Below are 13,072 nucleotides of genomic sequence, written 5' to 3'. Positions count from 1 at the left end.
CGGGTGACGCCGCTACTTCACGCCGCCGGCCGTCAGTCCCTCAACGATCCGCCGCTGGAACAGCAGCACCGCGATGACGAGCGGAATCGTCACCACGACACCCGCGGACATCTGCGTACCGAACGGCTGGTCGAACCGGTACTGCCCGGTGAACTGGGACACGATCACGTTCGCGGTCTTCATCTCGTTCTTGTTCACCACGCTGACCGCGATGATGAACTCGTTCCACGCCGCGATGAAGACCAGGATCGCGGTGGTGAACACCCCGGGCGCGGCCAGCGGCATGATCACCTTGCGGAACGCCTGCCCGGGTGTGCACCCGTCGATCTTCGCGGCCTCCTCCAATTCGAACGGCATCTGCTTGAAGAACGCGGTGAGCAGCCAGATCGCCAGCGGCAGCGCGAAGCTCATGCTCGGCACGATCATCGCCTGGTAGCTGTTGATCCACTCAATGTCGGTGAACAGTTGCAGCAACGGAACCACCACCGCGATCCCGGGGAACATCGACATCGCGATGATTATCGAAAGGATCAACCCCTTGCCACGGAAATCCAGCCGAGCCAAGGCGTACGCGGCGCTGATGCCGAGGATCAGGGTGAGCACCGTCGTCGTGCCGGCGACGATGACGCTGTTGAGCAACGCACGGCCGAACCCGTTGCCGGACGAGAAGGCGGCCTTGAGGTTGTCCAGCGACGGCGGCGCCGGCAGGAGCGAATTGGAGAACTGGTCAGAGGGCCGCCGCAGCGCCGAGACCACCATCCAGTAGAACGGCGCCAGGCAATAAACAACAATCGCAGCCACGCCGACGTAGTACAGCGGGCTGTTCCGCCAGCGCCGCCGCTTGCCGACCCCGCCGGCGGCTGCCTCCGACCGCCCGGTCTCGGTGACCGACGTGCCTGCCGTTCGACTCATCGTGACCTCTCAATGCCGCGACCGACGATGTCGGCGCCGAGGACCCGGACGAAGACGTACGCGACGACCGCGACGTAGATGAAGAGCACCGTCGAGTACGCCGCGGCGGGACCGAAGCGCAGGTTGTTCATCTCGTACCAGGACAGGATGGACAGCGTCTCCACGGACGCCTTGTGCGGACCGATGAGCACGAACGGCAGGTCGAACATCCGCAGCACGTCGAGCATGCGGAACAGCACGGCGACCACCAGTGCCGGCTTGACCAGTGGCAGAGTGATCCGCCAGAAGGTGCGCCAGCCACTCGCGCCGTCGACCTTCGCGGCCTCGTACACCTCGGCCGGGATGACCTGCATCCCGGCGAGGACCAGCAGGCCGATGAACGGTGCGGTCTTCCAGGTGTCCGCGATCACCACGGCCAGCCACGCCTGGAAACCCTCGGTGGTCCACAGCACGTTCGCGTGGAGGACGTCGTTGGCCACGCCGTCGGCCGCGAAGATCCAGCGCCAGAGCAGGGCCGAGATGGCGGTGGGGATGGCCCACGGCACGAGAATGCTGGCCCTGACCAGGCCGCGACCACGGAACGCCTTGTTCATGATCAGCGCCATGCAGACGCCGATCGTGGTCTCGATCACCACCGTGACGACGGTGAAGGTGGTCGTGTTCCAGAAGGCGTTCCAGAACACCGCACCGGTATCGCCCTTGAAGATGTTCGTGTAGTTCTCCAGCGAGAACGCCGACGTACGGGTGATGAGGCCGGTGTCCGGGTCGATGCCCTCGATCGACTTGACGAACGAGAGCCGCAGTGCGGACACGATCGGATACCCGATCACCAGGCCGAGCACGAGCAGGGACGGTGAGACCAGGTATGCCGCCAGTCTGCCCACGCCCTCGTGCCGGCTGCGGCCACGCCCGGGTGGTCTGCGCTTCGTCGTGTCCGGCTGTTCTACCGTCACGCTCACGTGGGACCTCCTTGCCGAGGTGTACCGGGCCGGGGCGTGACGCCCCGGCCCGCCGACACGGCTACTTGCCGACGATCGATTCGAGCTTGCTCTGGAGGTCCTTCAGCGCCTGGTCGGAGGTCTTCTTGCCGGTCAGCGCCGCGTACGCCTCCTCCTGGATCGCGAGGGTCGTGTCGCCGTACTTGACCACCCGCGGACGGGCGGCCGCGTTCTCCACCGACGCCTTGAGCATGGGCAGGTACGGGAACTTCTGCTGCAGACCCGGGTCGTCGTACAGGTCGGTGTAGACCGGCGCCTCCGACGTCTTCTCCAGCTGCACCTTCTCCTCGTCCTCGCTGGTGATGAACTTGATGAACTCGAGCGCGGTGCCCTTGTTCTTGCCGAACTTGCTGATCGCCAGGTTGAGGCCGCCGAGACTGGACTTACCCGGGCCGCTCAGTCCGGGCAGCGGGGCCACCGCGAACTTGCCGCTGACCTTGCTCGAACCGTCGGTGGCGTTCGCCAGGGCGTACTGGTACGGCCACTGCCGGTGGAAGATCAGCTTGCCGTCCTGGAAGGCGCGTCGGCCCTCCTCCTCCTTGTAGGTGATGGCGTCCTTGGGGATCACCCCGGACGACAGGCCCTGCGCGAGGAAGTCCAGACCCTGCTTCGCCTCGGGCGTGTTCACGTTGGGCTTGCCCTGGTCGTCCACCACGACGCCGCCGGCGGACTGCACGGCCTCACTGAAGTTGACCGTGAGGCCCTCGTACTTCTCGAGCTGTCCGGCGTAACAGCCGATCCCGGGATTCTTCGCCTGCACCTTCTGGCAGGCCTGCTTCATCTCGTCCCAGGTCTTCGGGGCCTCGGTGACCCCGGCGGCGGCGAGCAGGTCCTTGCGGTAGAACAGCAGCCCGCCGTTGGTGCGCCAGGGCGCCGCGTACAGCTTGTTGAAGTACTTGGCCGTTTCGATCGCCGGCTTGAGCATCTTGTCCATCGGGAACGCGTCCTCGGGCAGCTGCTCGATCCACCCGTTGGCCGCGAACTCGGCAGTCCAGACCACGTCGGTGGAGACGATGGTGTACGCGTCCGACTTGGTCTGCGCATTCTGGATCAGCTGTTGCCGCTGCGCGTCGGCTGCCTCGGGCAACTCGATCAGGCGTACCTGCTCGTTGGGGTGATCCTTGTTCCACGTGTCCAACGCCGACTTGATGTAGCCGGAAGTATCCTTGCCGGTAGCCCAGGTGATGGCGCCCTTGCCGTCAAAGGTGCCTGGCTTGGCAGACGTACCGCCGCCGCCGTCGTCACCGCCACATCCGGCAACCCCCGCGACAAGCGTCAATGTGCTGAGCACCGCAACTGACACCGACGAACCGCGTCGTCCTCGCATCACAGCTCCTCTTCGCGTCGCTCCATCGCGTCGCTTCGTCGTGCCGCCGCAGAGGGTGGGGCGGCCAACGCAAACCCAGCCCGACAGGACAGGCCGCCCGCGACGGATCAGATCCTGAACGTTCAATATCCAATCCCTCTTGCCACGACCGGTCAACTGGCCGTTACAAGACCGTCATCCGGACGATTTCTCTCACCCACCCAAGCAGAAGTGAGCCGCGGCCACCACTCGGGCGACGCGGCATCGCGGTGAGCAATGTTCCGGGTGGCGACCTTGATCGCGACGACGTGGAGCGAAGCGCGCTCTGCGATCCGGCGAGTTCAGCGTCCAGTCAGGTCAGGGACGTCCGGCTCACCGTCCCGACCAGAACGGGTCCCGGCCGATGAAACCCAGCAGTTTGGTCTGGGTGTCCGCGCCGCCGGGTACCTCGACCCGGGCGCCGAACTGGCCGGAGGAGCGGATCACCTGTTCCATCTGTTCCATCTGGCCGAGGAGTCGAGCGCAGAAGTCGGGGTCCAGCCGATCGTCCTGGCCGGTGGCCCTGGCGAGATCCCAGGTGTGCATGAACACGTCGGTGGTGTAGAACCGGTCGATCGCGGCCGCCAGCGGCAGGCTGCCGATGTGCGGGTTGGTGAGTTCCCGGTGCGCCGTCTCCGGATCGTCCAGCACCGCCTGCACACCGTCGCAGTGAACCTGCCACGCAGCGACCGGGTTCTCGTCCACCGACGGCCCGGACGGCAGTTCGACGCCGGCACCGGAGACAAGGAACCCGGGGAACCATTCGGCCAGGTGACGCACGACGTCGCGGGCGGTCCAGCCGGCGACCGGGGACGGCGCGTCCCAGGACCGGGTACCGTGGACCCGGTCGCTGAACAGCCCGGCAACCTGCCGGTGTCGCTCGGCCGGGCGGTCAGACAGCGCCATCAGCGAGCATCCGGTCCAGCTTCGCGTAACCCTCGTCGACGCCGACCTCCATGCCGCTGCGCAGCCACGCATCGCGGCCTTCGAAGCTGTCGACCAGCGACTGCGTCCGCAGCCGCGTACGGCCGTCGCCCAGGTCCTCGAACCACAGCGTCTCCAGCGCGACTCCGTCGGGATCGCCCTCGAACGTGAAGGTCTGCACGATGCGGTCCGGTCGTACCTCGTGGAAGCAGCCGTGGAACCGGTATTCGGTGCCGTCGTGCGCCGAGGCGTACCGCCAGCTGCCGCCGGTACGCGCGTCCCAGTGCTCGATGCGGGTGGCCATGGCGTTGGGGCCGACCCAGCGGGCGAACAACGCGGGATCGGTGTGGGCGCGGAACAGTTGCTCGGGCGTTGCCGCGAAGTCACGAGCCGTCCGGATGACCGGCAGCGCCGGGTCGGCTTCGATGAGTGTCTCCGTGATCCTGTTCATGCTCGCCTCTCTTCATCTCCGCCAGGACGGCGTCAAGGCGGCGGTAGCGCTGCTCGACGCGGCTGCGGTGGCGCTCGATCCAGGTGTCCATCAGGTCGAGGGCTTGGACCTCCAGACGCACCGGCCGGGGCTGTGGCCCGCGCGGTCGGCTGACGAGCCCGGCGTCCTCGAGCACCCGCAGATGCTTGTAGACCGCCTGCAGCGTCATCCGGTACGGCTCGGCCAGCTGGTTCACGGTCGCGTCGCCCTCGGAGAGCCGGGCGACCATGTCGCGCCGGGTCGGATCAGCCAGGGCGGCGAAGGCTCGGGACAGCGCGTCCGTGGTCATCTCCCGCCCTTTCAACCCAATGGTTGAAAGGAGCGTAGACCGCCGCGCACCCATCCGTCAACCCGACGGTTGAAAGCGCTGCTCATGCCGTGCCGGCCGAACCACTCGGTGACGTCGGGAGCAGGACGCGCATCGCCGTACGAAGGGACGGAAAGGCGGACGACCGTCCACCCGGATCGCGGTCGACATGCTGTGCTGAGATGCGCGTTGCGAGCCCGCGCACCGGAATGCCGGTGCGTCCACACGGACCGCACCGGCATCCGGGCAATGGCGAACCACCCGGCGGATGGGTGGTGGACCGGTCAGGTCTGGTTGCCCGGGATGTTCTTGTAGTCCCGCGGGCTGACCCCTTGCGGGCGCGGGTCCTTCTGCCGCTGGCCGCCGCCCCGGTTGGCGTTCGCTGTCCCGCCCAGCGCCTGGATCATGTCGTCCTTGGTCATCTGGTCGGTGTTCTTGATACCGGCCCGTTCGGCCTGCTCGCGCAGCTGGCCGGTGGTCATCTCGGCAAGGTCGCGTGCCATGGTTCCTCCTGGGTCAATGGATGGACTGCAGTTCCCGGTAGGCGCGGGCAGGATCGTCGGTGAAGCGCTTGCCCTGCCGGTCGAGCGTGCGGAAATCGTCCAGCAACTGCCGCGATTCCGCCTCGCTGAGCTCGTTGTCCGCCTGCTGGTCGCGGCTGAGCCCGCGCTCGAGCCACTGCACGATGTCGCCCCAGCTGTGCCAGTCACCGCGTCGGTAGACGACCTCGATGTCGGACTGTTGATATTCCATCTCCGCCTCCCCCTGGCGTTGGACGGGGTCGCCGAACGCTTACCCGGGCGGTGAGGGAACCAACGTGATCAGCCCCGCGGGCCCCGGCGCTGGCGCTCACGCTTCGCGGGCGAACTCCATGTCCATCCAGTCCACCCAGGTTGCGCCGTCGGGCGAGCGCTCCCACTTCGCGGCCATCGTCTTGCCGCCCGAGTCGATGGTTAACATCGCGCGCATCGTGTCCCCGGTGAACGTCCAGACACCGGCCTCGTCGACGCTTGCCCGCATCTCGCCGTATCCGCCCTGGTCGTCGAACGCCCGCATCCGCAGCCGGCCGCCGTCGGTCGGGTCCGGGTCACCGATCACGCGGCGGTCGGGGGTGCCATGGGACTTCGGGAGACGTTTCTGCCGTGGCCTGTGCTGCGGCAGGCCCTCGCCGCAGTCGGCGGGGGCGACCGGCTCGGTCGCGGCGCCGCCGCCCGATCCGGCCGTACCGACGCGCTGACGCCCCGCATCGCCACCGCCGACCGGGTAGCTGCCAGCGTCTGCCCCTACTGTGCGGTGGGTTGCGGGCAGCTGGTCTACGTCAAGGACGAGCAGGTCGTCCAGATCGAGGGGGACCCGGCGTCGCCGGTGAGCCGAGGCCGGCTGTGCCCGAAGGGCGCCGCCACCAAGCAGTTGGTCACCAACCCGCTGCGGGAGACGCGGGTGCGCTACCGCCGGCCGCACGGGACCGAGTGGGAGGACCTCGACCTCGACACGGCGATGGGCATGATCGCCGACCGGGTCATCGCGACCCGGGCGCAGACCTGGACCGACCGCGACGATCAGGGCCGGCGGCTACGCCGCACGATGGGTATCGCGGCACTCGGCGGGGCGACCCTCGACAACGAGGAGAACTACCTGATCAAGAAACTCGGCACCGCGCTGGGCGCGGTGCAGATCGAGAACCAGGCCCGGATTTGACACTCCTCCACCGTTCCCGGTCTGGGAACCTCGTTCGGTCGCGGCGGCGCCACCACGTTCCAGCAGGATCTGCAGAACTCCGACTGCATCGTCCTGCAGGGCTCGAACATGGCCGAGTGCCATCCGGTGGGCTTCCAGTGGGTCATGGAGGCGAAGGCGCGCGGCGCCACCCTCATCCACATCGACCCTCGGCTGACCCGGACCGGGGCGCTGGCGGACCTGCACGTGCCGATCCGGGCCGGTACCGACATCGCGCTGCTCGGCGGCTTGATCAACTACGTGCTCGGCAACGGTCTCGAGTTCCGTGAGTACGTGGTCAACTACACCAACGCGGCGACGATCATCAACGAGGACTTCAAGGACACCGAGGACCTCGACGGGCTCTTCTCCGGCTGGCGGGACGACACCGCGAGCTACTCCACGGACAGTTGGCAGTACGAGGGCGTCCGCGTGGCGAGCGCGGCCGGCAAGCGGCAGCAGGGTGCGAAGGAGGCGCGGGAGGCCGGCACCCAGCGGTCGTACCAGCGGCACGCGACCGAACGGGGCCACGAGCACGGCAGCCATGGCGCGTCGCTGACGGACCTGCACAACCTTCGCCGGGACGAGACCCTGGAACACCCGCGGTGCGTCTTCCAGTTGCTCAAGCGCCACTACCGCCGCTACACGCCGGAGCAGGTGGCGACGATCTGCGGCATCCCGGAGGAACTCTTCCGGCAACTGGCCCGCGCGGTGACCGAGAACTCCCACCGCGACCGGACCACCGCCTGGGCCTACGCCGTGGGGTGGACCCAGCACACCGTCGGCGTGCAGTACATCCGGGCCGCCTCGGTGCTGCAACTGCTGCTGGGCAACATCGGCCGGCCCGGCGGGGGGATCATGGCCCTACGGGGTCACGCCAGCATCCAGGGCAGCACCGACATCCCCACGCTCTACAACCTGCTGCCGGGTTACCTGCCGATGCCGCACCCGGACTCGCACGGCAGCCTGGACGAGTACGTCGCCGACGACTCCGCCGACACCGGCTACTGGGGCAACATGCGCGCCTACGCGGTCAGCCTGCTCAAGGCGTACTGGGGGGACGCGGCCACCGCCGACAACGACTTCTGCTTCGACTACCTGCCACGCATCACCGGCGACCACAGCACGTACCAGACCGTGCAGGCGCAACTCGACGGCACCTGCAAGGGCTACTTCCTCAACGGGCAGAACCCCGCCGTCGGATCGGCCAACGCCCGGGCGCAACGGCTCGGCATGGCGAACCTCGACTGGCTGGTCGTCCGGGACTTCTCAATGATCGAGAGCGCCACCTGGTGGAAGGACGGCCCGGAGATCGAGTCCGGCGAGCTGCGGACGGAGGCCATCGGGACGGAGGTCTTCTTCCTGCCCGCGGCCGCGCACACCGAGAAGGACGGCAGCTTCACCAACACCCAGCGGATGCTGCAGTGGCACCACAAGGCGGTGGACCCGCCCGGCGACGCCCGCAGCGACCTGTGGTTCTGGTACCACCTGGGCCGGCGGATCCGGGCGAAGCTGGCCGGTTCGACCGCGGAGCGGGACCGCCCCGTCCTCGACCTGAACTGGAGCTACTCCACCTCCGGCGCGCAGCAGGAGCCCAGCGCCGAGGAGGTGCTGCAGGAGATCAACGGCCGGCAGGCGGACGGTTCCTGCCTGTCGACGTACGAGTAACTCTCCGACGACGGCTCCACCGCCTGCGGCTGCTGGATCTACTGCGGCGCGTACGCCGACGGGGTGAACCAGACGGCCCGGCGCAAGCCGCACACCGAGCAGAACTGGGTGGCGCCCGAGTGGGGCTGGGCCTGGCCGGCGAACCGCCGCCTGCTGTACAACCGCGCCTCCGCCGACCCGGAGGGCCGGCCGTGGAGCGAGCGGAAGGCGTACGTGTGGTGGGACGCCGAGAAGGGGAAGTGGACCGGCCACGACGTACCGGACTTCCAGCCGACGAAGCCGCCGGACTACCGGCCGCCCGAGGGCGCGAAGCGGCAGGACGCCCTGTCCGGCATCGACCCGTTCATCATGCAGGCGGACGGGAAAGGCTGGCTCTACGTGCCCGCGGGGCTGTCCGACGGGCCGCTGCCGACGCACTACGAGCCGCAGGAGTCGCCGGTACCGAACCTGCTCTACGGACAGCAGCGAAACCCGGCAAGGCAGCTGAGCCGGTGGCGCGACGTCGACCCGTACCACCGCCAGCGGCGGCGAGCCCGGCAGTGCGGTCTTCCCGTACGTGCTGACCACGTACCGGCTCACCGAGCACCACACGGCCGGCGGGATGAGCCGGTGGCTGCCGTACCTGTCCGAGCTGCAACCCGAGATGTTCTGCGAGGTCTCCCCGGAGCTGGCCGACACGGCCGGGCTGGACCACCTCGGCTGGGCGACCATCGTCACCGCCCGCGCCGCCATCGAGGCCCGGGTCCTGGTCACCGACCGGATGGTGCCGGTACGCGTGCACGACCGGATCGTCCACCAGGTCGGGCTGCCGTACCACTGGGGGCGCAACGGCATCACCACCGGCGACTCCGCCAACGACCTCACCCACATGGCCCTCGACCCCGACGTGCACATCCAGGAGGTCAAGGCCCTGACCTGCGACATCCGGCCGGGCCGCCGACCCCGGGGCCCCGACCGCCGGCGGCTGGTCGAGGAGTACCAGCGGCGGGCGGGCATCAGCGCCACGACCGGCACGACACACCGCACCACCGAGAGGCTCGGTAAATCCGGATGACCGACAACCTGCTGGAGGGGCGCGAGGACCCGGCCCGGGACTCGGGCTACCCGCAGCCGCCACCACGGATGGGGTTCTTCACCGACACCTCGGTGTGCATCGGCTGCAAGGCGTGCGAGGTGGCCTGCAAGGAATGGAATCTCATCCCGGACGACGGTCTCTCGCTGCTCGGCATGTCGTACGACAACACCGGCATGCTGGGCGCCGACACCTGGCGGCACGTGGCCTTCATCGAGCAGGACCGCCCGCTCGGCCGGCAGAACAACGCCGTCGCCCTCATGCCGGTCGGACCGTCCTCGGCGGCCCGCAACGCGCAGGTCGTCGCGGCCGGACTCGGCGACCAGCACGGCGCCCGGCTCGGCTCCGAGACCGGCGCGACCCGACTCGGGCCGAGCCCGGACGGTGGACCCGCGCAGCCGGTCACCGCGGACGGGCGCACCGAGTTGCGCTGGCTTATGGCCAGCGACGTGTGCAAGCACTGCACGCACGCCGCCTGCCTGGACGTGTGCCCCACCGGCAGCTTGTTCCGGACCGAGTTCGGCACCGTGGTGGTGCAGGAGGACATCTGCAACGGCTGCGGTTACTGCGTGCCCGCCTGCCCGTACGGGGTGATCGACCAGCGCAAGGACGACGGCCGCGTGTGGAAGTGCACCCTGTGCTACGACCGGCTGTCCGTCGGGCAGGAGCCCGCCTGTTCGAAGGCGTGCCCCACCGATTCCATCCAGTTCGGCCCCGTGGACGAGCTGCGCGAGCGCGCCGCCCACCGCGTCGAACAACTGCACGACGCCGGGGTGGTCGAGGCCCGGCTGTACGGTGCCGACCCGGACGACGGCGTCGGCGGCACGGGAGCGTTCTTCCTGCTGCTCGACGAGCCCGAGGTGTACGGCTTCCCGCCCGACCCGGTCGTGACGACCCGGGACCTGCCGGCGATGTGGCGGCACGCCGTGATCGCGGCGGTCGGGGTGGCGGCCACCGCGCTGGCGGCGTTCGCGGGAGCCCGCCGGTGACCGCCGGGCCGCCGTCCGGCACCGAGGTACGCCGGGACGGGCTGCACCGGGTCGCGCCGGGACGAGACGCGCTGATCGGCTCGCGAGGCGGCCGACGCCCGGGCCGCGGCGGCGAGGTCGTGCCGCCGGCCGAGTTCCGGTCCTACTACGGTCGGGCGGTCATCAAGCCGCCCGTGTGGAAGGCCCACAACATCGCCGGCTACCTCTTCCTCGGCGGGGCCGCCGGAGGTGCCACCCTGCTGGCTGCCGGCGCCGACCTCACCGGACGACCGGACATGCGCCGCGCCGCCCGGCTCGTCTCCGCCGGTGCGACCGGGCTGTCGCTCGCCGTCCTGATCGCCGATCTCGGCAAGCCCGAGCGCTTCGTGCACATGCTGCGCGTCGTCAAGCCGACCTCACCGATGTCGATCGGCACCTGGCTGCTCAGCGGCCTCAGCCCGCTGGTGGCGGTCGCCGCGCTCGACGAGGTGTCGGGCCTGCTGCCCCGCCGTTGGGCGGACCTGGTCGGGCGGCTGGCCCGGCCCAGCAGGCTGGCCGCCACGGCCATCGCACCTGCGGTGACCACGTACACCGGTGCCCTGATCGCCAACACCGCCGTACCCGCCTGGCACGGCGCGTACCGGGAACTGCCGTACCTGTTCGGCGCGAGCGCCCTCGCCGCGGCCGGTGGCCTGGTGGCCGCGGCCTCCCCGACGAGCGAGGCGGCGCCGGCCCGGATCGCGGGCATCGCCGGGTCGGTCGCGGCGCAGCTCCTCGACCGGGCCGTCCACCGCCGCCTCGGCATGCTGGCCGAGCCGCTGACCAAGGGCCGTTCGGGTCGGCTGCTCCGGGCCTCCCGCTGGTGTGCGGGGGCGGGGATCGCGCTGCTGACGGCGTCGGCGGTCCGGCGGAGCCGCACGCTGGGTGTGGCCGGGGGACTGGCGTTGGCCGCCGAGTCCGCACTGACCAAGTTCGGCTACTTCCATGCGGGCACCGCGTCGGCGGCGGACCCGAAGTACACGGTGGTGCCGCAGCGCGAGCACGCCCCGGCAACGCCGGCGTGAACCGGCGTCAACGGTGTCCGAACGCCTCGCTGACGTCGTTCGGTGAGTTGAAGCGGTCCGCCGGCAGGCTCTCCAGCGTACGGATCGCCGTGGCGTCCGCGCCGTTGTCCCGGGCATGCCGCACCAGCGTCCGCTTGTCGACCGGATAGTCGATACCGCGGAGGTACTTCTGCAGCTGGATCGGATTCGTCATGGGTTGATCCCTACCCGCTCCGGCGGCCGGCATTCCGACCAGCGGTGACGGAGCGCCTGGGACACGAGTTCAGGCCGATGCGCGAACGAGCGCGGTCGCGAGATCCACGGCCTGCCGCGCACCCGCCGCGTCGTGCACCCGGACCACCCGGGCCCCCAGGTGGACGCCGAGGGCGCAGGCCGCGACGGTGGCCGGGGCCCGTTCGTCCTTGTCCAGACCCAGCAGGCGGCCGAGGAAGATCTTGTGCGACGCGGCGACCAGGACCGGACGGCCCAACGTGGTGAACCGGTCCGTGCCGGCGAGCAGCTCCACCGACTGCTGCCAGGTCTTGCCGAGGTCCAGTCCGGGGTCGACGATGACGGAGTCCGGATGGACGCCGGCCCGCAGCGCCCGGTCGACGAGCCCGGCCAGCGCCGTCCGGACGTCCGTCACCACGTTGTGGTAGACCGGATCGGGATCCGGGACGCCGGGTGGCAGCCGGATGTGGGTGGCCACTGCGGCGGCGTCCGCGGCGGCCACCGCCGGGAGGTAGTCCGGGTCGCGGAAGCCGCTCATGTCGTTGCCCAGGGCCGCTCCCGCGGCGAACGCGGCCGCCGCCACGGCACCGTGGCGGGTGTCGACGGACACCGGGACGTCGAAGCGCTCCCGCAGCGCGACGACGGTCTCGACGACCAGGTCCCGCTCCTGCTCGACGGTGACCTCCCGGACGCCGACGCCGCCGGCCCGGGCGCCGACATCGAGCACGTCGGCGCCGCCGGCGACGAGCTCCGCGGCGCGGCACAGCAGCGCGTCCAGGTCGTAGTGCCGTCCGGCGTCGTAGAAGGAATCGCGGGTACGGTTCAGGATGCCCATGACCAGAGCCCGGTGGGTGAGGTCGTACTCCTGGCCGCCCATTCTCAGCCTCATCGGGTCGCCTCCCGGCTCGCTCCGGTGGCCACCCGGTCGGCGAACCGGAAGCCGGCCGCCACGGCGTGGTCCATGTTGCCCTCCTCGTACCGCCACCCGCCGAAGCGGCCGGTGGAGACGATGTCCCGCCCGGCCAGCCAGCGTTGCACGACGTCCAGCGCGGCGTCCCGGCCGAGGGTGGGGACGGGGTACGTCCGGCGGTGGGTGGACCGCCAGACGCCCAGCACCCGGTCGCGGTCCTCGATCAGGCCGACCCGACGGAGACCGGCGAGCACCCGGGCGGCGATGGTGTCGGCCGGGACCGGCCGGTGGGCCGAGGTGGAGGTCTCGGTGAGCAGCAGGGTCTGCCCGGGCCGAGGGGTGACGTGGGGGGAGTAGTTGGACAGGTGGGTCACCCGGTGGAAGGGCACGTCGGGGTCCGGATAGTAGACCCAGTTGCGGCCGGGCGTCGGTGGCCGGTCGACGGCGACCGCGACGATGTGGCTGCCGGTGGCGACCAGTCCCGCGGC

At 69.9% G+C, this 13,072-nt stretch carries 13 protein-coding genes and 2 pseudogenes; 3 read left to right on the top strand and 12 right to left on the bottom strand.

Translation table 11 applies throughout. The features are described from left to right. Window positions 1-12: 12 nt before the first annotated feature. From ONA70_RS13885 to ONA70_RS13845, 9 genes are all read right to left on the bottom strand, one after another. Entirely contained in the window at window positions 13-912 is a 900-nt protein-coding gene (locus ONA70_RS13885) for a carbohydrate ABC transporter permease (protein ID WP_265006823.1), read from the bottom strand. Continuing rightward, window positions 909-1,871, bottom strand: a complete 963-nt coding sequence (locus ONA70_RS13880; RefSeq protein ID WP_265006822.1) for a carbohydrate ABC transporter permease — start codon at window positions 1,869-1,871, stop codon at window positions 909-911. The genes ONA70_RS13885 and ONA70_RS13880 overlap by 4 nt, the downstream gene beginning before the upstream one ends. Window positions 1,872-1,932: 61 nt before the next feature. Beyond that, complete coding sequence (locus tag ONA70_RS13875; RefSeq protein ID WP_265006821.1) at window positions 1,933-3,237, bottom strand: ABC transporter substrate-binding protein; 1,305 nt, start codon at window positions 3,235-3,237, stop codon at window positions 1,933-1,935. A 351-nt stretch (window positions 3,238-3,588) separates the two neighbouring features. Next, window positions 3,589-4,161 carry a TIGR03086 family metal-binding protein gene (locus tag ONA70_RS13870; protein ID WP_265006820.1) on the bottom strand — a complete coding sequence of 191 codons (573 nt, stop codon included), beginning with the start codon at window positions 4,159-4,161 and terminating at the stop codon, window positions 3,589-3,591. Then, window positions 4,148-4,630, bottom strand: coding sequence for an SRPBCC family protein (locus tag ONA70_RS13865; RefSeq protein WP_265006819.1), 483 nt, complete (start codon window positions 4,628-4,630; stop codon window positions 4,148-4,150). The genes ONA70_RS13870 and ONA70_RS13865 overlap by 14 nt, the downstream gene beginning before the upstream one ends. Continuing rightward, entirely contained in the window at window positions 4,563-5,012 is a 450-nt protein-coding gene (locus ONA70_RS13860) for an ArsR/SmtB family transcription factor (protein WP_406601190.1), read from the bottom strand. Before ONA70_RS13860 ends, ONA70_RS13865 begins: the two co-directional genes overlap by 68 nt. 248 nt (window positions 5,013-5,260) lie before the next feature. Continuing rightward, entirely contained in the window at window positions 5,261-5,479 is a 219-nt protein-coding gene (locus ONA70_RS13855; RefSeq protein ID WP_265006818.1) for a Rho termination factor N-terminal domain-containing protein, read from the bottom strand. Window positions 5,480-5,492: 13 nt separating this feature from the next. After that, window positions 5,493-5,729 carry a hypothetical protein gene (locus ONA70_RS13850; protein ID WP_265006817.1) on the bottom strand — a complete coding sequence of 79 codons (237 nt, stop codon included), beginning with the start codon at window positions 5,727-5,729 and terminating at the stop codon, window positions 5,493-5,495. A gap of 96 nt (window positions 5,730-5,825) precedes the next feature. Then, a complete protein-coding gene (locus tag ONA70_RS13845; protein ID WP_265006816.1) occupies window positions 5,826-6,074 on the bottom strand; it encodes a hypothetical protein in 249 nt (82 codons plus the stop codon). A gap of 18 nt (window positions 6,075-6,092) precedes the next feature. Between ONA70_RS13845 and fdh the strand changes: the two are divergent. From fdh to nrfD, 3 genes and pseudogenes are all read left to right on the top strand, one after another. After that, window positions 6,093-9,414, top strand: a pseudogene (gene fdh, locus ONA70_RS13840) (formate dehydrogenase). Then, window positions 9,411-10,421, top strand: coding sequence for a 4Fe-4S dicluster domain-containing protein (locus ONA70_RS13835; protein WP_265006815.1), 1,011 nt, complete (start codon window positions 9,411-9,413; stop codon window positions 10,419-10,421). Before fdh ends, ONA70_RS13835 begins: the two are co-directional and overlap by 4 nt. After that, window positions 10,418-11,464 (top strand): NrfD/PsrC family molybdoenzyme membrane anchor subunit, encoded by a 1,047-nt coding sequence (gene nrfD / locus ONA70_RS13830; RefSeq protein ID WP_265006814.1) that lies wholly within the window; start codon window positions 10,418-10,420, stop codon window positions 11,462-11,464. Before ONA70_RS13835 ends, nrfD begins: the two co-directional genes overlap by 4 nt. Window positions 11,465-11,471: 7 nt before the next feature. Here the strand turns inward: nrfD and ONA70_RS13825 are convergent, their stop codons facing one another. The 3 genes and pseudogenes from ONA70_RS13825 to ONA70_RS13815 form a co-directional block, all read right to left on the bottom strand. Continuing rightward, window positions 11,472-11,657 carry a DUF2795 domain-containing protein gene (locus ONA70_RS13825; RefSeq protein ID WP_265006813.1) on the bottom strand — a complete coding sequence of 62 codons (186 nt, stop codon included), beginning with the start codon at window positions 11,655-11,657 and terminating at the stop codon, window positions 11,472-11,474. A 69-nt stretch (window positions 11,658-11,726) separates the two neighbouring features. After that, the gene (gene folP, locus ONA70_RS13820) at window positions 11,727-12,563 is read right to left on the bottom strand and encodes a dihydropteroate synthase (RefSeq protein WP_265006812.1); all 837 of its coding nucleotides are present in this window, start codon (window positions 12,561-12,563) and stop codon (window positions 11,727-11,729) included. Then, window positions 12,560-13,072: pseudogene (locus tag ONA70_RS13815) on the bottom strand (hypothetical protein); the annotation flags it as partial. The pseudogene ONA70_RS13815 and the gene folP, both read right to left, overlap by 4 nt.

The sequence above is a fragment of the Micromonospora yasonensis genome, assembly GCF_026013475.1.
Lineage (GTDB): Bacteria > Actinomycetota > Actinomycetes > Mycobacteriales > Micromonosporaceae > Micromonospora > Micromonospora yasonensis.
Note: the sequence above shows the minus strand (reverse complement) of the source record. Positions and strands in the feature narration are given on the sequence as shown.

Coding starts and splice junctions, on each gene's coding strand:
- ONA70_RS13885 (WP_265006823.1), bottom strand. CDS start 912: ATGAGTCGAACGGCAGGCACGTCGGTCACCGAGACCGGGCGGTCGGAG.
- ONA70_RS13875 (WP_265006821.1), bottom strand. CDS start 3,237: ATGCGAGGACGACGCGGTTCGTCGGTGTCAGTTGCGGTGCTCAGCACA.
- ONA70_RS13870 (WP_265006820.1), bottom strand. CDS start 4,161: ATGGCGCTGTCTGACCGCCCGGCCGAGCGACACCGGCAGGTTGCCGGG.
- ONA70_RS13865 (WP_265006819.1), bottom strand. CDS start 4,630: ATGAACAGGATCACGGAGACACTCATCGAAGCCGACCCGGCGCTGCCG.
- ONA70_RS13860 (WP_406601190.1), bottom strand. CDS start 5,012: ATGGGTGCGCGGCGGTCTACGCTCCTTTCAACCATTGGGTTGAAAGGG.
- ONA70_RS13855 (WP_265006818.1), bottom strand. CDS start 5,479: ATGGCACGCGACCTTGCCGAGATGACCACCGGCCAGCTGCGCGAGCAG.
- ONA70_RS13850 (WP_265006817.1), bottom strand. CDS start 5,729: ATGGAATATCAACAGTCCGACATCGAGGTCGTCTACCGACGCGGTGAC.
- ONA70_RS13835 (WP_265006815.1), top strand. CDS start 9,411: ATGACCGACAACCTGCTGGAGGGGCGCGAGGACCCGGCCCGGGACTCG.
- ONA70_RS13825 (WP_265006813.1), bottom strand. CDS start 11,657: ATGACGAATCCGATCCAGCTGCAGAAGTACCTCCGCGGTATCGACTAT.
- folP (WP_265006812.1), bottom strand. CDS start 12,563: ATGAGGCTGAGAATGGGCGGCCAGGAGTACGACCTCACCCACCGGGCT.